This window comes from Mesorhizobium sp. M0772, from assembly GCF_040320135.1.
Classification (GTDB): Bacteria; Pseudomonadota; Alphaproteobacteria; order Rhizobiales; family Rhizobiaceae; genus Mesorhizobium.
This window is the reverse complement of sequence record NZ_JAMYPB010000075.1, coordinates 1-18,811: the sequence shown is the minus strand read 5'-3', so window position 1 is coordinate 18,811 and position 18,811 is coordinate 1. Positions and strand designations below refer to the sequence as shown.

22 protein-coding genes, 1 tRNA gene and 1 pseudogene are annotated in these 18,811 nt (G+C 64.5%); 13 read left to right on the top strand and 11 right to left on the bottom strand.

Going from position 1 to position 18,811, the window contains the following annotated elements:
- The 4 genes from NKI06_RS29070 to NKI06_RS29055 form a co-directional block, all read left to right on the top strand.
- On the top strand, positions 1-1,040 hold a 1,040-nt coding region (locus NKI06_RS29070), incomplete at its 5' end, for a cobyrinic acid a,c-diamide synthase CobB (protein ID WP_352987798.1).
- The gene (gene cobS, locus NKI06_RS29065) at positions 1,037-1,804 is read left to right on the top strand and encodes an adenosylcobinamide-GDP ribazoletransferase (RefSeq protein WP_352987797.1); all 768 of its coding nucleotides are present in this window, start codon (positions 1,037-1,039) and stop codon (positions 1,802-1,804) included. The genes NKI06_RS29070 and cobS, both read left to right, overlap by 4 nt.
- Before the next feature lie 24 nt (positions 1,805-1,828).
- On the top strand, positions 1,829-2,839 hold the full coding sequence (gene cobT / locus NKI06_RS29060) for a nicotinate-nucleotide--dimethylbenzimidazole phosphoribosyltransferase (protein ID WP_023727705.1): 1,011 nt from the start codon (positions 1,829-1,831) through the stop codon (positions 2,837-2,839).
- 250 nt (positions 2,840-3,089) lie between these two features.
- A complete protein-coding gene (locus NKI06_RS29055) occupies positions 3,090-3,362 on the top strand; it encodes a hypothetical protein (RefSeq protein WP_155923538.1) in 273 nt (90 codons plus the stop codon).
- Positions 3,363-3,531: 169 nt separating this feature from the next.
- Here the strand turns inward: NKI06_RS29055 and NKI06_RS29050 are convergent.
- A tRNA-Lys gene (locus NKI06_RS29050) sits at positions 3,532-3,607 on the bottom strand.
- A 106-nt stretch (positions 3,608-3,713) separates the two neighbouring features.
- On the bottom strand, positions 3,714-4,622 hold the full coding sequence (locus NKI06_RS29045) for a PhzF family phenazine biosynthesis protein (protein ID WP_352499738.1): 909 nt from the start codon (positions 4,620-4,622) through the stop codon (positions 3,714-3,716).
- A 113-nt stretch (positions 4,623-4,735) separates the two neighbouring features.
- On the opposite strand from NKI06_RS29045, the gene NKI06_RS29040 reads away from it, so the two are divergent.
- The 4 genes from NKI06_RS29040 to NKI06_RS29025 all read left to right on the top strand — a co-directional run bounded on the left by NKI06_RS29040 (position 4,736) and on the right by NKI06_RS29025 (position 8,317).
- Positions 4,736-6,022, top strand: a complete 1,287-nt coding sequence (locus tag NKI06_RS29040) for an efflux RND transporter periplasmic adaptor subunit (RefSeq protein WP_023744656.1) — start codon at positions 4,736-4,738, stop codon at positions 6,020-6,022.
- Between the two features lie 4 nt (positions 6,023-6,026).
- The gene (locus NKI06_RS29035) at positions 6,027-6,731 is read left to right on the top strand and encodes an ABC transporter ATP-binding protein (protein ID WP_023744655.1); all 705 of its coding nucleotides are present in this window, start codon (positions 6,027-6,029) and stop codon (positions 6,729-6,731) included.
- Entirely contained in the window at positions 6,728-7,945 is a 1,218-nt protein-coding gene (locus tag NKI06_RS29030; RefSeq protein WP_023685173.1) for an ABC transporter permease, read from the top strand. The genes NKI06_RS29035 and NKI06_RS29030 overlap by 4 nt, the downstream gene beginning before the upstream one ends.
- Positions 7,946-8,074: 129 nt before the next feature.
- A complete protein-coding gene (locus NKI06_RS29025; RefSeq protein WP_023690325.1) occupies positions 8,075-8,317 on the top strand; it encodes a hypothetical protein in 243 nt (80 codons plus the stop codon).
- Here the strand turns inward: NKI06_RS29025 and NKI06_RS29020 are convergent.
- A complete protein-coding gene (locus NKI06_RS29020) occupies positions 8,314-9,033 on the bottom strand; it encodes an NUDIX hydrolase (protein ID WP_023668380.1) in 720 nt (239 codons plus the stop codon). The two genes, NKI06_RS29025 and NKI06_RS29020, sit on opposite strands and share 4 nt — an antisense overlap.
- Positions 9,034-9,038: 5 nt before the next feature.
- On the bottom strand, positions 9,039-10,151 hold the full coding sequence (locus tag NKI06_RS29015) for an endonuclease/exonuclease/phosphatase family protein (protein WP_023685171.1): 1,113 nt from the start codon (positions 10,149-10,151) through the stop codon (positions 9,039-9,041).
- Between the two features lie 157 nt (positions 10,152-10,308).
- On the opposite strand from NKI06_RS29015, the gene NKI06_RS29010 reads away from it, so the two are divergent.
- Both NKI06_RS29010 and NKI06_RS29005 read left to right on the top strand, forming a co-directional pair.
- Positions 10,309-10,887 carry a BA14K family protein gene (locus NKI06_RS29010; protein WP_023685170.1) on the top strand — a complete coding sequence of 193 codons (579 nt, stop codon included), beginning with the start codon at positions 10,309-10,311 and terminating at the stop codon, positions 10,885-10,887.
- Between the two features lie 169 nt (positions 10,888-11,056).
- Positions 11,057-11,341 carry a PilZ domain-containing protein gene (locus NKI06_RS29005; protein ID WP_023685169.1) on the top strand — a complete coding sequence of 95 codons (285 nt, stop codon included), beginning with the start codon at positions 11,057-11,059 and terminating at the stop codon, positions 11,339-11,341.
- 81 nt (positions 11,342-11,422) lie between these two features.
- Here NKI06_RS29005 and ilvC read toward each other — a convergent pair whose 3' ends face one another.
- The 3 genes from ilvC to NKI06_RS28990 all read right to left on the bottom strand — a co-directional run bounded on the left by ilvC (position 11,423) and on the right by NKI06_RS28990 (position 13,732).
- Positions 11,423-12,442, bottom strand: a complete 1,020-nt coding sequence (gene ilvC / locus NKI06_RS29000; protein WP_352733442.1) for a ketol-acid reductoisomerase — start codon at positions 12,440-12,442, stop codon at positions 11,423-11,425.
- Positions 12,443-12,465: 23 nt separating this feature from the next.
- Complete coding sequence (locus tag NKI06_RS28995; protein ID WP_460222075.1) at positions 12,466-13,116, bottom strand: TetR/AcrR family transcriptional regulator; 651 nt, start codon at positions 13,114-13,116, stop codon at positions 12,466-12,468.
- Positions 13,117-13,273: 157 nt separating this feature from the next.
- The gene (locus tag NKI06_RS28990; protein WP_023685168.1) at positions 13,274-13,732 is read right to left on the bottom strand and encodes a MarR family winged helix-turn-helix transcriptional regulator; all 459 of its coding nucleotides are present in this window, start codon (positions 13,730-13,732) and stop codon (positions 13,274-13,276) included.
- A 95-nt stretch (positions 13,733-13,827) separates the two neighbouring features.
- Between NKI06_RS28990 and NKI06_RS28985 the strand changes: the two genes are divergently transcribed.
- On the top strand, positions 13,828-14,133 hold the full coding sequence (locus NKI06_RS28985) for a Rieske (2Fe-2S) protein (RefSeq protein WP_023668375.1): 306 nt from the start codon (positions 13,828-13,830) through the stop codon (positions 14,131-14,133).
- 1 nt (position 14,134) lies between these two features.
- The gene (locus NKI06_RS28980) at positions 14,135-14,875 is read left to right on the top strand and encodes a glutathione S-transferase family protein (protein WP_023746878.1); all 741 of its coding nucleotides are present in this window, start codon (positions 14,135-14,137) and stop codon (positions 14,873-14,875) included.
- Here NKI06_RS28980 and NKI06_RS28975 read toward each other — a convergent pair.
- Positions 14,838-16,073 (bottom strand): annotated as a pseudogene (locus NKI06_RS28975) (FAD-dependent oxidoreductase); the annotation flags it as partial. The gene NKI06_RS28980 and the pseudogene NKI06_RS28975 overlap by 38 nt on opposite strands.
- Before the next feature lie 75 nt (positions 16,074-16,148).
- Entirely contained in the window at positions 16,149-16,556 is a 408-nt protein-coding gene (locus tag NKI06_RS28970) for a winged helix-turn-helix transcriptional regulator (protein ID WP_023668372.1), read from the bottom strand.
- A gap of 138 nt (positions 16,557-16,694) precedes the next feature.
- Here NKI06_RS28970 and NKI06_RS28965 point away from each other — a divergent pair, with 138 nt between their 5' ends.
- The gene (locus tag NKI06_RS28965) at positions 16,695-17,585 is read left to right on the top strand and encodes an SDR family oxidoreductase (RefSeq protein ID WP_023685166.1); all 891 of its coding nucleotides are present in this window, start codon (positions 16,695-16,697) and stop codon (positions 17,583-17,585) included.
- Between the two features lie 50 nt (positions 17,586-17,635).
- On the opposite strand, the gene NKI06_RS28960 is transcribed toward NKI06_RS28965, so the two are convergent.
- Both NKI06_RS28960 and NKI06_RS30960 read right to left on the bottom strand, forming a co-directional pair.
- Entirely contained in the window at positions 17,636-18,676 is a 1,041-nt protein-coding gene (locus NKI06_RS28960; protein WP_023668370.1) for an SDR family oxidoreductase, read from the bottom strand.
- A 36-nt stretch (positions 18,677-18,712) separates the two neighbouring features.
- Positions 18,713-18,811: KUP/HAK/KT family potassium transporter (locus NKI06_RS30960; RefSeq protein ID WP_502898780.1), on the bottom strand; the 99-nt coding region annotated here is incomplete at its 5' end.

Below are 18,811 nucleotides of genomic sequence, written 5' to 3'. Positions count from 1 at the left end.
TGTTCGAGGGCACGCGGGCCGCCCCTGGCCGCCCGGCGCGGGCGGCCGTTGTGGCGGGGCTGAACAACCGGCCGGTGCTTATGGCGCGCCCCGGGTGGTCTCAGCCCACCACGGGGGCCGCGGTCGCCAAGGGTTTTGCCACCTATGATCCCGATGTGCGCATGGCCGGAATCGTGCTCAACCGCCTCGGCAGCGAGCGCCACCGCAAGCTGTGCAGCGAGGCGATCGAAACGCTCGGCCTGCCGGTCGTCGGCGCCATCCTGCGCGATCCCACGCTCAATTTGCCGGAGCGCCATCTCGGCCTCGTCCAGGCCGGCGAATATGCCGACCTGATGACGCATCTCGACCGCCTCGCCGACATGGTCGAGAAATCCCTCGACCTTGACGCCATCATGGCGCTGGCCGCGCCGTTTTCGCCGGCATCAGGCAGTTTCGAACATGCCTTGCAGCCGCCCGGCCAACGAATCGCGCTCGCCGAAGACGCCGCCTTCACCTTCCTCTATCCGCACGTCGCCGCCCACTGGCGTCAGGCCGGCGCCGAGATCGTGCCGTTCTCGCCGCTAGCCGACGAAGCACCGGTGCAGAATTGCGATGTCTGCTGGCTGCCCGGCGGCTATCCCGAGCTCCACTCCGGCAGCCTCGCGGCGGCGACCAATTTCCGAGCTGGCATGGCCAGGTTTGCCGAGACCAAGCCGATCCATGGCGAGTGCGGCGGCTTCATGGTGCTGGGCGAAGCGCTGGAGGACGCGGCCGGCGAGACGCACGCCATGCTTGGCCTGCTCGGCCATTCCACCAGCTTTGCCAAGCGCAAGATGAACCTCGGCTACCGCGAGGCACGCCTGCGCGTCGCCTGTCCGCTGGGGCCGCAAGGCGCGCTGATCCGTGGCCATGAATTCCACTATGCGCAGATGATTGCGACCGGCAATGACGAGCCGCTGGCCGACCTCGCCGATGGCCAGGGCAATCCACTCGGCGCCTCCGGCTATCGGCGCGGCCATGTGAGCGGCACCTTCTTTCATGCCATTGCGAGGAGTGCATGACCGCCGTGCCCTCGCCCCGGCAAGCGCTCGAGGACGTCGCGCTTTGCCTCGTCTTCTTCACCCGGCTGCCGCTGCCGGTCTTCGACCTTCGTGGCCGCAGCCTGGCCGATGCGATCTGGGCGGCGCCTGTCGCCGGCCTCGCCATCGCTGTGGCTGGTGCTGTCGTCTACGCAGCGGGCGTACAGCTCGGCCTTGCCCCCGGCCCGGCAGCAGCCCTTGCGCTTGCAGCAACCCTGCTCGCCACGGGCTGCCTGCATGAGGACGGGCTGTCGGATGTCGCCGACGGTTTTGGCGGCGGCAAGACGCGCGATAAAAAACTGGAGATCATGCGCGACAGCCGCATCGGCGCCTATGGCGCAGCAGCTCTTGGCCTGTCGATGCTCATCCGCTGGAGCGCGCTGTCGCAACTGGCCAATCCGACAAGCGTGCTCTTCGCGCTGATCGCCGCACACGCCGCATCGCGCGGCCTGCTCGGCGCGTTCATGCATCTGGCGCCGGCGGCGCGCAGTGACGGCCTGTCTGCCGGCGCCGGGACCGTCTCGGCCCAGACAGCTGTTCTCGGCGCCGTGCTCGGCGCCATCCCCCTTCTGACGCTGGGGCTCGGCGGCGCCTTTGCCGCACTGATCCTGCTCGCTCTCGTGTTCAGCGCCTTGCGCGCGCTCTCCCTCAACCAGATTGGCGGCCACACCGGTGACACGATCGGCGCCCTGCAGCAGCTGGGCGAGATCACTGTCCTGCTCGTCGCTTCCGTTTCCCTGTCCTGATTCTTCCCCGGAGATTCCTTCCCCATGCCATTCAAATCATTCGACGAACTGCGCGCCGCCTGTCTCGATCTGCCTGCCGGCAGCGATACCGCCGCCAACGCCGTCGCCCGCCGCCAAGACACGCTGACCAAGCCGCAAGGCAGCCTGGGCCGGCTGGAAACTCTCGCCGCCTGGCTGGCGCGCTGGCAGGGTCGCGACATGCCGAAACTCGACCGCGTCAAAGTCTTCGTGTTCGCCGGCAACCACGGTGTGACGGCGCAAGGCGTGTCGGCCTTCCCGTCGGAAGTGACGGTGCAGATGGTGGCGAATTTCGCCGGCGGCGGCGCCGCCATCAACCAGCTGGCCCGCATCGCCGGCGCGGAACTCGACGTCATCCCGCTCGATCTCGATCATCCAACCGGCGACTTCACTGACGTGCCGGCAATGGACGAAAAAACCTTCCTCGCCGCCGTCTCGGCAGGCTACGACGCGGTGACGAACGACCTCGACCTCGTCTGTTTCGGCGAGATGGGCATCGGCAACACCACGCCGGCGGCCGCCATCTCGACCGCCCTGTTCGGCGGCGGCGCTGAAAAATGGACCGGGCGCGGCACCGGCGTCGACGATGCCGGGCTGAAGCGCAAGGTCACCGCCATTGAATCCGGCCTCAAGCGCCATGCCGACGCGCTGTCCGACCCGCTGAAGATCGCCGCCGCCCTTGGCGGCCGCGAACTCGCCGCCATCTTCGGCGCCACGCTCGCCGCCCGCCGCAAGAACGTCCCGGTGCTGCTCGACGGCTTCGTCTGCACGGCCGCCGCAGCACCCCTGGCGCGGCTGCACCCCAACGGCCTTGCCCACACCATCGCCGCCCATGTCTCAGCCGAATCCGGCCACCGCCGCCTGCTCGAAGCGCTCGGCCTGCCGCCGCTGCTCGACCTCGGCATGCGGCTCGGCGAAGGCTCCGGCGCCTGCCTCGCCGTCAACATCGTCCGCTCGGCACTGGAATGCCATGCGAGGATGGCGAGTTTTGCCGAGGCTGGCGTGTCGGAGAAGTAGCTAGAGCGATTTGACGGGAGGGCGCCGGCCCGAACCTTCACTGACCATCGTCGGGCCGATCACTGGCATTCCGGGCTGGTGGCTCGAACAGCACGGCCGCTGAAAGATTCCCCACCTGGGGGTTGGCCCGCTGCTTCTGTGGTGGGCTCTTTTTACTGGCACTATTCGCCGCCGTTGCCGACAAAATGTGATTGACGTAACGGTGACCAGGCGCAATCATTACGGATTGGGCAGGGTGAGGGCGTTTTCAATGAAACTCGTTGTCTTTGGCGTAGCAATAGTATTGGCCGCTACCGGAGCAGCTGCTGCGAAAGAGAAGAAAAAGGTGGCCACCGCTCAGGCTACAACCTCGTGTTCTACAGCTCATAAGAAGGCTGGCAGCAAGCCGACCGCGAAACCGGATTGCAAATCGACAGGCACCGTGGTTGCGCGACCGTCAAATAGGGCCGAAAACTTCCTGGATCATTATAATCCGCGCTTAGGGTATGACACCAGTCCGTGGTTTCAAACTGGCTTTAATTGATGGCGGCTTCGGCTTCCGGGCTTTTCTTAATCCAGCGCGGCCTTCACTCCTTCGCCAAATAGCGCACCGGCTTACCGGCCGCCGAGTTTAAGGCAAACCTGCCCCAGCATGTCGAGGCGCGTCAACGCGTCCGGCATTCCAAGGTCTTCCACCAACTCTTCTAGAAATTTGGTGGGTGCGCACAGGATTGAACTGTGGACCCGCTGATTAAGAGTCAGCTGCTCTACCAACTGAGCTACGCACCCACTCGACCGGTAAAACCGGCGTTGGCGGGCATATAGCCGCCGATACCGGTCCTGTCCAGCCCTGCCGGAATCATTTCCCGACAAATCGCTGAACTGCCGCAGGCGGTCACACGAACAGCCTGCCTTCCGCCACCTTGATGGCATGGCCGCCGATGCGCGCGGAGGCCAGTTTTCCGCCTTCGACAGTGAGTTCCAAGCGGATTCGTGACGGGCGGCCCATCTCCAGCCCCTGCTCGATCCACAGCTGCGAAATGCCGTCGGTGGGCGCATCGAAATGCATGATGGCGCCGGCAAAGGCGGCTGCCGCCGAACCGGTCGCCGGGTCTTCATAGGACGGCGTGCCCGGCACGATCATGCGGACATGGAAGGCGCTGTCATGGTTCACCGTCTGGCGGCAATAGACATACGGGCTGGCGAAAGCCCATTCGCTCTTGCGCGGCGCCAGTTCGGACCAGGCCTGGTTATCGAGCTTGACCCGGGCCGCAGCCTCCAGATTGGCGACCGGGATGGTGACGTAAGGCACGCCTGCCGACCAGAACGACACCAGGTGATTCTCGAAGCCGATCTCGTGCGGCGCCAGCCCGAGGGCGGCGCCGATCGCCTCCGGGTCGGCATCGAGCTTCAGCGGCTCCGGCAGCTTCGCCAGGTCGAACTCGGCAAAGGTGGCGCCATCGTGCCGGCTGACGGCGCAGCGCACCGGGCCGATATTCTCCTCCAGCACGAAGATGCCGGCTTCGCCCTCGCCTGTCAGTTCGGCCAGCGCGATCGCGGCGCCAACTGTCGGATGTCCGGCGAACGGCATCTCATAGTCGGGCGTGAAAATGCGGATGCGGTTGCGATGTTTTGGATTGTCCGGCGGCAGCACGAAGACCGATTCGGACAGGTTGAACTCGCGCGCAATGGCCTGCATGGCGGCTGTATCCAGCCCTTGGCTGTCGAGTACGACAGCCAGCGGATTGCCGGCCAGCCGCTCCGTCGTAAACACATCGTAGAGCAAGTAATTGCGGGTCTGCATCTTGAAAAACCTTCCGCCTCAATCCGAACATGGCCGAAATTTAATTTGATATTCGAACCACCAAGCCTGATCTGTGCACAACTAGGGACATTACGCTTTCATAGGGGTCCGGCGTGGACCAGCTTGTCAATCTGCCAAAGACGGAATCGGATTCCGCCATCGAGGCGGCGCTCGGGCTTGATCAGAGCGGCGTGCGCAAGACGCGCCGCCGGGGCTGGCTTTACGCGCTGCTGGCGCTGATCGCACTTGCCGCCGGGTTGGCTGGCTACCAGTGGTTTGCCGGCTCCCCGGCCAAGATCGACTACACCACCACGCCGGCTACCATTGCCGACCTCACCGTCGCGGTTTCGGCGACCGGCACGCTGCAGCCCCTCACCCAGGTCGACATTTCAAGCGAGCTGTCCGGTATCATCCGCTCGGTCTCGGCCGAAGAGAACCAGCAGGTCAAGAAGGGCGACGTGCTGGCGACGCTCGACACGGTGAAACTCGAGGTCCAGATCGAACGCGCCGAAGCCTCGGCCAAGGCCGCTGCCGCCAATGTCGAGGACGCCACGGTAACCCTGAAGGAGAACGAAAGCGCCCTCACCCGCGCGGCCGAACTGACCAGGCGTGGCATGGCGACCGATCAGTCGCTCGAGGCGGCGACTGCCACGCGCGACCGCTCCAAGGCGGCGCTCGATAGTGCGCAGGCCAATCTCGCCATCGCCCAGGCCGATCTCAAGGCGCAGCAGACCGACCTTGCCAAGAGCACCATCTATGCGCCGATCGACGGCATCGTCTTGACGCGTTCCGTCGACCCCGGCCAGACGGTCGCCTCCTCGCTGCAGGCGCCGGTTCTGTTCATCATCGCCGCCGATTTGAGGAACATGGAATTGGTGGCGGCGGTCGACGAGGCCGATATCGGCGCGGTCAAACCAGGCCAGCATGCACGCTTCACCGTCGATGCCTTTCCCGAGCGGCCGTTCGACGCCGAGATCCGCGACATCTCCTACGCCTCGGTCACCACCGACGGCGTCGTCACCTACAATGCACGGTTGGAAGTCAACAATAACGAGCTTTTGCTGCGGCCCGGCATGACCGCCACGGTTTCGGTCGTCACCAGGCAGGCCAAGAGCGTGCTCACCGTGCCTTCAACAGCGTTTCGCTATCGGCCATCGGCACCTGCTGCCCGCGCGTGGAGCCTCAGCGATCTGTTCACCGGCCGCATGGGCCGTGGCGGCAACCGCCGCCAGCCGGTGAAGGCGCCCACCGACGGCTCACGCACGCTCTATGTGCTGGAGAACGGCCGGCCGCACCCGGTCAACGTGAAGATCGGCTCCACCGACGGCGAACTGACCGAGATCACCTCCGGGCTGGATGAAGGTGCAGAGGTTATCACGACCTCGCAGCTGCGGAGCTGACGCCATGGCCGCGGGCCTCATCGGTTTCGACTCGGTCTGGAAGAGCTATGGCCAGGGCGAAGCCAAGGTCCATGCGCTGGCCGGCGTCGACCTCGCCATCCAGCGTGGCGAATTCGTCGCCATCATGGGCCCGTCCGGTTCGGGCAAATCGACCGCGATGAACATCATCGGTTGCCTCGACACGCCGACGGCCGGAACCTACTCCTTCATGGGCATCGACGCCGGGCGGCTCGACCGCAACCGCCGGGCGCTTCTGCGCAATCTCTATATCGGCTTCGTCTTCCAGGGTTACAATCTGTTGCCGCGCACCACGGCGGCGGAAAATGTCGAGCTGCCGCTGATCTATCGCGGCGCGCCGGCCCGCGAGCGCCGCGATCTTGCCATGCAGGCGCTGGCGGAGGTCGGCCTGGTCGGGCGCGAACACCACACGCCGGCCGAACTCTCCGGCGGCCAGCAGCAGCGCGTGGCGATCGCGCGCGCCATCGTCACCAGGCCTACGCTGCTCGTCGCCGACGAGCCGACCGGCAATCTCGACACCGCCCGCACGCATGAGATCATGGAGTTGTTGACGCGGCTGAACCGGGAGCTCGGCTTGACCATCGCCATGGTCACCCACGAGGCCGATGTCGCCGATTATGCCGAGCGCACCATCCGCTTCCTCGACGGCCACGTCGCGTCCGACACGGCCAAGTCGGAGTTGGCGTCATGATCTGGGAAACCGTCCGCCTCTCTCTGCGCTCCATCCGCCGCAATGTGCTGCGCTCGTTCCTGACGCTGCTCGGCATCGTCATCGGTGTCGCCGCCGTCATCGCCATGCTGACCATCGGTTCGGGCACCACGGCCAAGGTCAAGTCGGACATCGCCAAGCTCGGCTCGAACCTGCTCGTCGTCCGTTCCGGCCGCCCGGCAGGCACCGGCGGACCAGGCGGGCTCGACCAGGCGGTACGGCCTCTGGCCGACAAGGATGTAGCCGCCCTCGTAGCCCACCTGACCGGAGCGCGCGCCATTGCGCCGGCGTCGCAGAAACAAGTCCGCGTCATTTTCGGCACCGAGAGCTTGACCTCGGGCGTCACCGGCACCGACAGCGCCTATCTCGACGCCCGCGACTGGAAGCTGGTGTCGGGCCGCCCGTTCTCGGATTCGGAAACACGCTCCGGCACCGGCGTCTGCCTGATCGGCGAAACGGTGCGCCAGCAATTCTTCGGCGCCGGCGAACCCGAGGGCGAGATCATCCGCGTCAACCGCACCTCGTGCAAGATCATCGGCCTGCTCGAACCCAAGGGCTATACCGGCTTCGGCCAGGACCAGGACAATGTCGTCTTGATGCCGCTTGCCGCCTATCAGCGCCGCATCGCCGGCAACCGCGACATCGACAACATCTACGTCGCCGCCGACGACCGCACCCCGACCACCGAATTGCAGCCGCGAGTCGAGGACATTTTGCGCGACACCCGCCGCATCACGCCGGACCGCGAAGACGATTTCTCGATCCGCGACATGACCCAGATCGCCGACGCCATGGCCAGCGCCACCACCACCATGACCGGCATGCTGGGCGCCGTCGCGGGCGTCAGCCTGCTGGTCGGCGGCATCGGGATCATGAACATCATGCTGGTCTCGGTCACTGAGCGCACCCGCGAGATCGGCATCAGGCTCGCCATCGGCGCGCATGAAAAGCACATCCTCATCCAGTTCCTGGTCGAGGCGACGGTGCTGTCGCTGCTCGGCGGCATTATCGGCATCCTGATCGGCCTGGCGCTGGCCGGCCTCGCCTCGGCAACGCTGGCCATACCGTTTGCGCCGAGCCCGGCGGTCATCCTGCTCGCCGTCGGTTTTTCGGCGCTGATCGGCATGGTGTTCGGCTTCTTCCCGGCGCTGCGCGGCGCCAGGCTCGACCCGATCGACGCGCTGCGCCACGAATAAGCGCCAGATCAGCTCCACCGCAACCAACCGCTATCCACAAGGATGGGTGCTTGTCGACATCGGCAATACTTGTTGTCGTCCGGTCTGCGATGGTAATTTTAGAGCAAAGCATCTGGTCAAGGAGTGGCAATGAGCAAGAAGGCGCGGCTGATACTGACGATGGTGATCATCGAAGGCGCCCTTGCGGGACTTTGGTGGTATCTCGCCCGCTACGGCATGGCCAATCCCGATCGTGTCACCGCCGATTTTCAGGCAGTCGTCGGCCAGACGATGGGCATGGTCATGGGTGGATTGCTGGGCATCGGCGTCATCCTGTTCCTCGTCGCCGCCCGCAACGACCGCAAGGCGGCGCAGAACAATCCGCGCCGTTAGCCCCCGCCACCGCCAAAATGCCACTCGACCAGCGGCTTCATATGCGGTGCCAGCCCTTCCGGCAGGTCGGCGGCGTGGCGGATGATCACCGGCCCCTCGATCTCCGGCTCGGTCTCGGTCGCGACGAAGGCGCCGATGCGCCGCGCAATCTCGTCGGCCGGCGCATCGACGTGGTAGCGGCGGAAGAGGACCGTGCCGGTCGAAGTCGACAGCGCATGGTAGCGCTTGCCGCGCGCAGCGCCTGTCAGGTCAAGCCCGGTCTCCTCGCGCACTTCACGGATCATGTTGAAATCGACATCGACGCGGCCATCGCGAAAATCGATCGGCTCGAACGAGCCGGCAGCGAAGTAGACACTGCCGGCCGGGACCGTGTGCGCGCCCATGCGGATCGCCACCAGGGCGTTGTCGCCGGCGACCAGCATGGCGTGACCATAGGCATGCTCGGCGCCCGTCCCCTGCCGGTTCTTTCGCCACAGCAGGAAGGTAGAGTACTTCACCGCGTGACAACGCCCGACGATCCGGTTGTCGCGCCAGGCGAGCGCCGAGAGCAGCACCACCGTGCCGTCGAACAGCGCCGGATTGGCCGTAACCTCACGCCGCCAGTTGTCAGTGATCGCCTGCGCGTTGTCGCGCTCGAACGGATGCGGGCCGGGGTCGAGCCGGACGTCGATTTCGTCGACGGGCAGGATGACGTTGCGCGGCAGGTCGAAGCTCACCGTGCTCAAGCCATGTCCAGGGTAATTGCGACGGGACAATGGTCCGACGCCTTCGGCCGGTCCCAGCCGGCGCGCGGAAAGCGCTCCACCGCCTGTCCCGCCGGAAAGATGGTGCGCCAGGGCTGGCCGTTGCGGATGATGTCGGGAACCGCCGTCGCATTCTTCGCCGCCAGCCCTTTCGACAGCAGGATGTAGTCGAGCTGGCACAGATGCCGCTCCTTCGGCCCGCGCGTGTGGTAGAAACTCCAGCGGTCCATCTCCGGCCGCCGCTCGACGACATTCTCGCAAAAGCCGCCGGCGGTGAGCACATCGATACAGGACTGGCTCTCGTCGATCACCTGGAAGCGGTAGCCGTCGATAGCGTCGCCCTCGATCTTCACCCGCTGGCGGTAGTCGTTCATGTCGCCGCAGATCGCCCAGTTTTTATCGGCTGCGTGCTCTTTGCCGAAGCGCTCCTCGATGATGCGGCGCACGGCTTGCGCCTCGGCGATGCGCACCGGCATCGTCGCCTCGCGGCCGTCGAGCCCATTGCGCGGCGAGCCCATCGATTTGAAATGGACGAGGTAAAGCGTCAGCGGCACGCCGCCGACCTTGATGTCGACCTCCAGGCAATCGCGCCGGAAGATGCGTTCATTGGCCAGGTTGCCGAGCGCCTCGAGTTCAGGCGTGTGCAATCCGAACTGCTCGAACGTGACATAGGCATGGCTGGTCATGCGCACGAATTCGATCGGCTGACCTTGCGCTGTCTCGTTGCGCATCATCAGGGCAACGTCGATGCCGCGCGAATCATTGCCGGCGGTGGTGTATTTCTGCCGGTAACCCTCGCCCACCATCTTGAAGAGATAGCCATACTCGAACGCCTTCAGCGCCTCGATGTTGTCAACCTCCTGCATGCAGATGATGTCGGCGCGGGTGGCGGCGATGGCGAGCGCGGTCAACTGGCGCGTATCGTCGGACTGTGCGATGGCGCGCGCCTGCTCCAGCATCCGGTATTCGGCTTCGCTCTGGATGCCGAAAAGCGCCAGCGTGCGGTCTTCGTTGAGCTGGTTGCGGAAGCCCGAGAAATCGAACCTGTTCATCAGGTTTTCGACATTGAAAGTGGCGAGGCGCAGCGACATGGGCTGACCTTTGCCTGCACGCGCCCATGAAAACAAGGGCTGCTCGTCATGGCTGATGGAACCTTTCCGTTCATCCTCCGTTCAGACGCCAAGGTCCATCAATAGGCCACTTCCCTGGGGTATCCGGGCGTGGGGCCTGTATCACTTGGAGAGTGCAATGAGCTCGCTCTTTTCGTCCACAGTCAAATCCGGGCTGTTAGCGCTCGGTCTTTTCTCGGGTCTCACGGCGCCATCCGCCGCGGGCCCGATCCTGCAGCCGGACTTGTCGGTGCCGGCAAGCACCGCATTGTCTGACATCACACCGGTTCGCGACAGCTGGGCGGGCGGCAATGACCGCCGCTCCTTCAACGATTGGCAGTGGCGCCGCCACGACGGCCGTCGCTTTGCCCGGTCAGGCAACTGGAATGGCGGCAACTGGAACGGCGGCGACAACTGGCGCTGGCGCCATCACCGCCACCATCGCGGCCGTGATTTTGACACCGGCGCCGCAGCAGTTCTCGGCCTCGGCCTGGGTCTCGGCCTCGGCAGCATCTACAACAACGGCTACTACAACAACGGCTATTACAATGACGGCTATTACGTGCAGCCGGCGCCCCGCCGCTATTACCGCACGCAGCGTCTGTCCAGCGCCCATGTACAGTGGTGCTACGACCGCTATCGGTCCTACCGGGCCTGGGACAACACGTTCCAGCCCTATGGTGGCCCGCGCCAGCAATGCTGGTCGCCCTACAGCTGAACTATAAACGACAATACACGACGGCGCCGCCCCAACGCGGCGCCGTTTTCATTTGGGAAAGACGGCTGGTCTCGGTCACCGCTAACCATATGTTTATCGGCTCAGCCTATCCGTGATATCGTGCCCCATCTGACGATCGCGCCGATCCGGTCGCGAAGGACGTGCCGTCATGGCCGACAACGAATTGCGAAACAAACACCGGCAGCGCGTGCTGAAAGGCGCGACGATTCTGACCGGCCTCACCAATTCCGAGGTCAAGTGCACGGTGCGCAACATGCACGCCGGCGGCGCCGAGCTGAAAGTGTCTATAGACGCGCGCGTGCCGGACGAGTTCCTGCTCTATGTGCCGGTCGACGGCATCGGCTACAAGGCCATCGTGCGCTGGCGCCGCGACGACCGCATCGGCGTCGAGTTCACCGGCACCGAGCCGAAGCCGCATTGGCACTATGGCTGAGTATCCTGATCGATAAACCGGCATGAAAAAGCCGGCGGATCGCTCCGCCGGCTCTTTGCTCCCAATCCCGACGACTGCGGGTTAGTTCTTGGCCTTGTCGACCAGCTTGTTCTTGGAAATCCAGGGCATCATGGCGCGCAGCTTGGCGCCGACTTCCTCGATCTGGTGGCTGTCATTGTTGCGGCGGATGCCCTTGAAGCGCGACATGCCGGCGCGGTATTCCTGCATCCACTCCGAGGTGAATTTTCCGGTCTGGATGTCCTTCAGCACGCGCTTCATCTCGGCCTTGGTCTCGGCGGTGATAATGCGCGGGCCAGAGACATATTCGCCCCATTCGGCCGTGTTCGAGATCGAGTAGTTCATGTTGGCGATGCCCCCTTCATAGATCAGGTCGACGATCAGCTTGACCTCGTGCAGGCACTCGAAATAGGCCATTTCGGGCGCATAGCCGGCTTCCACCAGCGTCTCAAAACCGGCGCGGATCAGTTCGACCAGGCCGCCGCAGAGCACGACCTGCTCGCCGAACAGATCGGTCTCGCATTCCTCGCGGAAATTGGTCTCGATGATGCCCGAACGGCCGCCGCCGACGCCGCAGGCGTAGGACAGAGCGAGATCGAGCGCGTTGCCGGAAGCATCCTGGTTGACGGCGACCAGGCACGGCACGCCGCCGCCCTTCTGGTATTCGCCGCGCACCGTGTGGCCGGGGCCTTTCGGCGCGATCATGACGACATCGACGGTCGACTTCGGCTCGATGAGGCCGAAATGCACGTTGAGGCCGTGCGCGAAGGCAATCGCGGCGCCGTCACGAATGTTTGGCGCGATTTCGTTTTTGTAGATGTCGGCCTGCAATTCGTCAGGCGTCGCCATCATCATCAAATCGGCCCATTTGGCAGCGTCCGCCACGCTCATCACCTTGAGCCCGTCGGCCTCGACCTTCTTGGCCGTCGCCGATCCCGCCTTGAGGCCGATGGCGATTTCCTTGGCGCCCGAATCCTTGAGGTTGAGCGCATGCGCCCGGCCTTGGCTGCCATAGCCGATGATGGCGATCTTCTTGCCCTTGATCAGATTGAGATCGGCGTCGCGATCGTAATAGACACGCATCTTTTGCTTCCTTCCCGTAGAGATTAGAGGCCTTGCGGCCCGGTTTTTGCTCCATAAAGAGCGAGAAACTGCTGCGTTGCCCGGACGGCATCGCCGCCGATCGCCGCTTCAGTCAATTCCAGCCTGTCGCCGAGCAGGAGACGGATCTGCACGTCGCGGGCGACCAGCCCGAAAAAGGTCCGGAACGCCATTTCGGCATCCGTAAAGTCGAGCAGCCCGGCCTGCTTGCCGGCAAGCAGCACCGGCTTCAGCCGTCTGGCCAGCGCGAAACGGCCATTCTCCAGCACGATGGCGCCGAGATCGTCCTTTCCGGATCCGGCATGGCCGACCGCGACGCGGTTCAGCGCGATCGAGGTATCGCTCGAAATCACCTTCAGCCAGTCCGAGGCGAAGCCTTCCAGGCTTGCCGTCAGCGAGGCAAGATCGAGCCGCTCACCGTCGACCGGCACCACGCGCACTTTCGATGCCTGCCACTGCACGGTCGCCGTCAGCAGTCCGTCGCGGTCGCCGAACCATTTGTAGAGCGTTTCCTTCGAGCAGCTGGCGCGGCGCGCCACCGCCGTCATGGTCAGATTGTCGCCCTCCTCGACCAGCAGCCGCAAAGCCGCGTCCAGGACGGCCTTTTGCCGCTCTGTCAGCACTTCGCTGGTATCGATGTCGGCGCTTGCCTGCAACAATTTCCGCCCATTCGATGAGGTCGCCGGGTCGCCTCAAACGGCGTACCGTACGTTACGGTTCGGCATATTGCGCAATCCTATGCTCGACGCAAGGGGCCAGGTAGAAAAATCGTCGACGTGAGAGCCGCCGAGCAAACCACGAGATTCTGACGGATCAATCATCGGCGGGCGGATGGCGCAACTCTCCAAGCAGGCTCGCCAGTATCTTCAGCTCCTCAGCGGAGAGTTTTGCGCCGACCAATTCCGCAATCGACCGTCCATAGACAGCCCACATCCATCGCCGCGTCTGACGGCCCTTGGCCGAGATGCGGATGGTCTGGCCGCGGCCGTCATCGGCAGCCCTGAGCTTCTCGACCAGTCCGTCTGCCTCGAGGCGCGCCAGAAGCCGCGAGATGTTATACTGCGCAAACAGTGTGCGCTCGGTCAGCTGGAATGGCCGCAGCCCGCCCTCACCCGCCTCGGCGAGTTCATGCAGCACGTCATACCAGTCGAGCGGCGGCAAGCCGCTAGTCTTCAAAGCCTCTTCCGCCTTTTCGATGAGCTGGCGCGAAACCCGCATCAGGCGGGCCCAGGCCTTGACGGCTTCGGGCGAAGGCGTGGTTGTTTTGGTCATGACCCATCCTAGGCGGTAGATGCAGTTGCATCAAGCTTGACGGTCAATGCATATGCATCTATATGCATGCAATTGCATCAATCTGGGAAAAATCCATGAAACACGAAATCTGCAAAGTCGCCGACGTCCCGCAGACGGGCAGCCTGATCGCACCGTTCTTCGGCCGCGAGGTCCATGTCTGGCGCAGCGGCGAGCGTGTCCGTGCCGCCGCCAATGTCTGCCTGCATTTCGGCGGGCCGCTCGACTGCAAGGACGGCAAGCTGGTCTGCCAATGGCACGGTGCCGCCTTCGATATGGAAAGCGGCGATCGGCTTGAAGGTCCGGCGCCAAAAGCGTCGCGACTGATGTTCCTGTCGACGCGCGTAGAGGACGGCGCGTTGAACTATGTCTGGGGAGAGTGACATGCCTGAGAAGAATGAAATGACTGGCAAGCTCATTCTGGTCAGCCATCATCTGTGCCCCTATGTCCAGCGCGCCGCGATCTCGCTGACTGAGAAGGGCGTGCCGTTCGAACGCGTCACCATCGACCTCGCCAACAAGCCGGACTGGTTCAAGGCGATCTCGCCGCTGGGCAAGGTGCCGCTGCTGATCGTCCAGGCAAATGGCGAGGAGACGGTGATCTTCGAATCCGCCGTCATTCTCGAATTCCTCGAGGAGACGCAAGCCAATCCTCTGCATCCGGCCGACGCCTACGCGCGTGCCCGGCATCGCGCCTGGATCGAGTTCGGCTCGGCGACATTGAACACCATCGGCCGGTTCTACTCGGCTTCGACGGAGGCCGCCTTCCTGGCAGAGTCCACGGCACTTTCGGCCATGTTCGATCGTCTGGAGGACGAACTGGCCGACCAGGCCGGACCGTGGTTCAGCGGCCAGCGCTTTTGCCTCGTCGATGCCGTCTACGGCCCGGTCTTCCGCTATCTCGACGCCTTCGACCGGATCGGCAATTTCGGCATTCTGGACGGCAAGCCATTGGTCCAGGCCTGGCGCAAGGCGTTGAGCGAACGCGCCTCGATCAAGGGTGCCGTGGCGCCGGACTATCCGCAGCGGCTGCGTCTATTCCTGCGTGCGAGAAATTCGTTTCTCTCGACCCTGATCTCGCCGGATGATCTGGCCAGTGCACCTCCTCTAGCCCGATCCGCCTGAACGGATCGATCAAAGTGCCGGCCACCATCGAGGCGAGCACGCTTGGCAGTGGCGGCACCTTTGCGATGGTTGCCACCAGCCTGTCGCGGAAGAAGGGCAGCATCGTGCCGTCCGACTGGTAGAACGGCGTCAGCGCCAGCGACAGCAGCTGGAAGATTCGGACATGCCATCGCCGCGCCCGGGCGTAGCTTTCCAGCGCTGCCTCGACGTTGCCCGTTTGTGCCAAGGCATGGCTGAGTGCTGCCGCGTCGAGCAGCGCCATGTTGGCGCCTTGCCCGAGCTGCGGGCTGGTCGAATGCGCGGCATCGCCGATGACGGCCAGCCTGCGGCCGGCCGGCAGCTTCATCGTGTGGTGGCCGTAGCGCGCCAGCGACAGCTGGTCGAAGCTGTCGATCTGGCTGGTGAACGCCTCGCACTGTGGCCACAGCGAGACCAGTCTCGCCTTCCAGGCGTCGAGCCCTGCCGCGCGCACGTTTTCGGCATCCGCCGGCTTCAGGCTCCAGAAGAACGCCGCCATCTTTTCCCCGCCCGGCTCCGGTCGGCCGATCGGCAGGACGCCGATCATCACGCTGGCCTTGTCGTAGCGCTGCAGCAGCGCATTTTCGTCGAAGCCTTCGCGCCAGCCGAGCGAGGCCCAGAACGCGCCATAAGTGAGCTGCCGCGGCTGGGCCGGATCGTTGAGGCACCGGCGCAGCTTCGAACGCGAGCCGCTGGCGTCGACCACGAGGTCGAACGGCCCTGCCCTGCGGCCCCCCACCGTTCGGCTCTTGTCGAAGATCAGGATCGCCCGCTCACCGACGTCCAGCGCCTCGATCTCGACACTGGTTTCGATGGCGATACCTTGGCGCTGCGCGGCGCGAAACAACACGTTGAACAATGCCGCCCGGTGCACCGCCAGCCCGAAACGGCCGCCAGGCTGCGCATCGTAGCGCACGGCGAGCACGGTGCGGCCGGTCGAGGCATCGGCGCCATGCAGACGCTCGATGCGGCTCCCCAGCGCCAGAATGTCGTCGAGCAGGCCGAGATCGGCGAGCACGCTCAGCCCGGTCGGCTGCAGGATCAGTCCGGAACCGACGGGCTTGGGTTCCTCGAAACGTTCGAAGATGGTGACGTTGTGGCCCGCGCGCTTGAGATAGAGCGCGGTGGCGAGCCCCGCCGGGCCGGCGCCCGCAATCGCGATGTCGAGAGATTTTTCCATTGCCCGCCCAACCACTGGCCGGACAATCCTTCAGCGCCATTGTCAAATCAAGCCTTTGCTGCATGGACCAAAATATCAGCCACCGGCGTCGAAGGAAGCGCGCGCCGTGCGCACCGCACCATGGTTGAGTTCGGCCCACAGGATCAATTGATGCAAGGCGCCGAACATCGAACGGCCGAGATCGGTCAGGCTGTATTCGACGCTTGGCGGCTTGGTCGGGAACACTTCGCGATGAACAAAGCCGTCGCGCTGCAGATCGTGGAGCGTCTGAGTGAGCATGCGCTGCGAGATGTCGGGCACCAGGCGCCGCAACTCGCCGAAACGATAGGGCTGCTCTGCGAGCGCCGCCATCAGCAGCGAACTCCATTTGCCGTTCACGCCCTGCATCACGTCGCGAACCGGGCAATCGGCAATGTTTGCGCCATCGCTGGTGGCTTTGAATATATTGAGCTTGGTTCTCAGATTGACGACCTTGCCGTCCATGGCTGCTGGTTCCCTGGCGGTGCCTACCTCCCTAAAAACTGCCTTCTTTACGGTGGCCGGTCAATTCTTATTTTAGTGCTGGTCTCTTTTTGAGACTGTCAGAAGCACCCGCCACCCGGCGCAATTTCAGGATCCCCCATGACCGCAACCCTTCTCGTCACCGGCGCTTCCGGCCAGCTTGGCCGCGGCGTCATCAACCACCTGCTGGACACATTAAAGGTCCCCGCAAACCGCATCATCGCCACCACCCGTACACCCGCCAACCTTGCCGATCTGGCGGTGCGCGGCGTCGTCGTCAGAGCCGCTGACTTCAACGACCCGCAATCGCTTGCCGAGGCCTTCGCGGGAGCCGACCGGGCACTCGTCATCTCGACCAACGAACTTGAGGTACAGGGGAAGCGGCGCGAGCAGCAGCTTGCGGCGGTGACGGCGGCCAAACAGGCTGGCGTCGGCCACCTGCTGTACACCTCGATGCCCAACCCCGAGCCTGGTTCGCCGGTTGTTTTCGCGCCCGACCACTACGACACCGAACAGGCGATCAAGGCGAGCGGGATCCCCTACACGATATTCCGCAACGGCTGGTATAACGAGAACCTGTTCATGGCGTTGCCGCAGGTTCTGGCGTCGGGTCATTGGTACACCTCCGCCGGCGACGGCGCCATTTCCTACGGCACGCGCGACGATTTCGCGGCGGCGATCGCAGCGGGGCTCGCCTCGGACAGCAGCGAAAGCGCGACTTACACGCTCACCGGCCCCAGTGCGTATACGGCTGCCGAAGTGGCGGCGTTGGTCACCGAGGTCACCAGCAAGCCGATCAAGGTCATCCAGCTTTCCGACGAAGCCCTGACCGAGGGAATGAAGTCGGCCGGCCTGCCTGAACCCTTCGCCAAGGTGCTGGTTTCATTCGACGCCGCCGCCCGCGCCGGTGACCTCGGCATGGTGACCGACGCGGTCGAAAAACTCTCCGGCCGAAAGTCGGTGCCGCTGAAGCAGTTTCTGGAGACGAACAAGGCTGCACTGGCCGGCTGAAAGCTGCCGTTGCGGGACGCCGAGCCCTTAAGGTTCGGCCTCCCGCACAATTACTTACGTCGCTTGACCAGTCCCAGCCGGATCAGGCTTTCGCCCGTGGCAGTCAACGCATCTTCGCGCGAGCGTGGCGCCCAGCCGAGCACGCGCACCGCCTTGGCGTTGGTGGCGTTCTTGATCTTGCCCAGTTCCGTTGCGAGTTGTGCCGCTTCCGGATTGAACAGCCCGATGATGCGCACCAGCCAATCGGGAAACTCCCGCGTCGAGACGCGCGACGCCGCCGGCCCGAGCCGCGTCTTCAGGGTCTGCGCGATCTCGCGCACTGTCATGAAATCGCCGGCGACAGCGAGGAACCGTTCGCCCTTGGCGGCGGGGTGGGTCATGGCGCGAACATGCAGATCCGCCACGTCGCGCGCGTCGACGACGCCGAAGGACAGGCGCGGCAGCCCAGGCACGGCGCCGTTCAGCATGCGCTGGACAAATTCGGTCGAGGTCGAATGGTCCGCGCCGAGCACCGGTCCAAAGATGCCAACGGGATTGACGACCGCAAGCTCCAGCGCGCCGCCCTGCTCGGCGATGAAATCCCAGGCCGCGCGCTCGGCGAGCGTCTTGGACTTCACATAGGCGCTGACCTTGCCTGCCGGATCGGTCCAGTTTTCCTCGTTGAAAGGCTGCCCATCCGCGCGCATCTTGCCATAGCCGACGGCCGCGAAGGATGAGGTGAGCACGACGCGCCTGACCCCGGCATCCCGCGCCGCCCGCAGCACGCGCAACGCGCCCTCGCGCGCCGGAAGGATCAGGTCATCCTCATGCGTGGGCACGCCGGGCGGAAAAGGCGATGCGACATGCAGCACGTAATCGCAGCCGGCCACCGCCGCCGGCCAGCCTGCGTCGGCCATCAGATCGGCATGGGCGAATGAAAGGGCGTCACCGGGCTCCGTGCCACCTGCCTTGAGCATGGCGAGCACATCGGCTTCGCGCCTGGCCGATCGCACGGAGGTGCGGACGCGGTAGCCGGCCTTCAACAGTTCGAGGATGCAGTGAGCGCCGAGGAAGCCGGACCCGCCGGTGACCAGCACCAATTCGCCGCTCATATTAGCCTCCTCGACGATTTATCCCTTCGAGACCCCTTAGATCGCCACCTGCGTGCCGATCTCGACCACACGTCCGGTCGGGATCTGGAAATACTCCGTCGCATCGGCCGCCGAGCGGGCGAGCCCGATGAACAG

Coding starts and splice junctions, on each gene's coding strand:
- cobS (WP_352987797.1), top strand. CDS start 1,037: ATGACCGCCGTGCCCTCGCCCCGGCAAGCGCTCGAGGACGTCGCGCTT.
- cobT (WP_023727705.1), top strand. CDS start 1,829: ATGCCATTCAAATCATTCGACGAACTGCGCGCCGCCTGTCTCGATCTG.
- NKI06_RS29055 (WP_155923538.1), top strand. CDS start 3,090: ATGAAACTCGTTGTCTTTGGCGTAGCAATAGTATTGGCCGCTACCGGA.
- NKI06_RS29045 (WP_352499738.1), bottom strand. CDS start 4,622: ATGCAGACCCGCAATTACTTGCTCTACGATGTGTTTACGACGGAGCGG.
- NKI06_RS29035 (WP_023744655.1), top strand. CDS start 6,027: ATGGCCGCGGGCCTCATCGGTTTCGACTCGGTCTGGAAGAGCTATGGC.
- NKI06_RS29030 (WP_023685173.1), top strand. CDS start 6,728: ATGATCTGGGAAACCGTCCGCCTCTCTCTGCGCTCCATCCGCCGCAAT.
- NKI06_RS29025 (WP_023690325.1), top strand. CDS start 8,075: ATGAGCAAGAAGGCGCGGCTGATACTGACGATGGTGATCATCGAAGGC.
- NKI06_RS29015 (WP_023685171.1), bottom strand. CDS start 10,151: ATGTCGCTGCGCCTCGCCACTTTCAATGTCGAAAACCTGATGAACAGG.
- NKI06_RS29010 (WP_023685170.1), top strand. CDS start 10,309: ATGAGCTCGCTCTTTTCGTCCACAGTCAAATCCGGGCTGTTAGCGCTC.
- NKI06_RS29005 (WP_023685169.1), top strand. CDS start 11,057: ATGGCCGACAACGAATTGCGAAACAAACACCGGCAGCGCGTGCTGAAA.
- ilvC (WP_352733442.1), bottom strand. CDS start 12,442: ATGCGTGTCTATTACGATCGCGACGCCGATCTCAATCTGATCAAGGGC.
- NKI06_RS28990 (WP_023685168.1), bottom strand. CDS start 13,732: ATGACCAAAACAACCACGCCTTCGCCCGAAGCCGTCAAGGCCTGGGCC.
- NKI06_RS28985 (WP_023668375.1), top strand. CDS start 13,828: ATGAAACACGAAATCTGCAAAGTCGCCGACGTCCCGCAGACGGGCAGC.
- NKI06_RS28980 (WP_023746878.1), top strand. CDS start 14,135: ATGCCTGAGAAGAATGAAATGACTGGCAAGCTCATTCTGGTCAGCCAT.
- NKI06_RS28970 (WP_023668372.1), bottom strand. CDS start 16,556: ATGGACGGCAAGGTCGTCAATCTGAGAACCAAGCTCAATATATTCAAA.
- NKI06_RS28965 (WP_023685166.1), top strand. CDS start 16,695: ATGACCGCAACCCTTCTCGTCACCGGCGCTTCCGGCCAGCTTGGCCGC.
- NKI06_RS28960 (WP_023668370.1), bottom strand. CDS start 18,676: ATGAGCGGCGAATTGGTGCTGGTCACCGGCGGGTCCGGCTTCCTCGGC.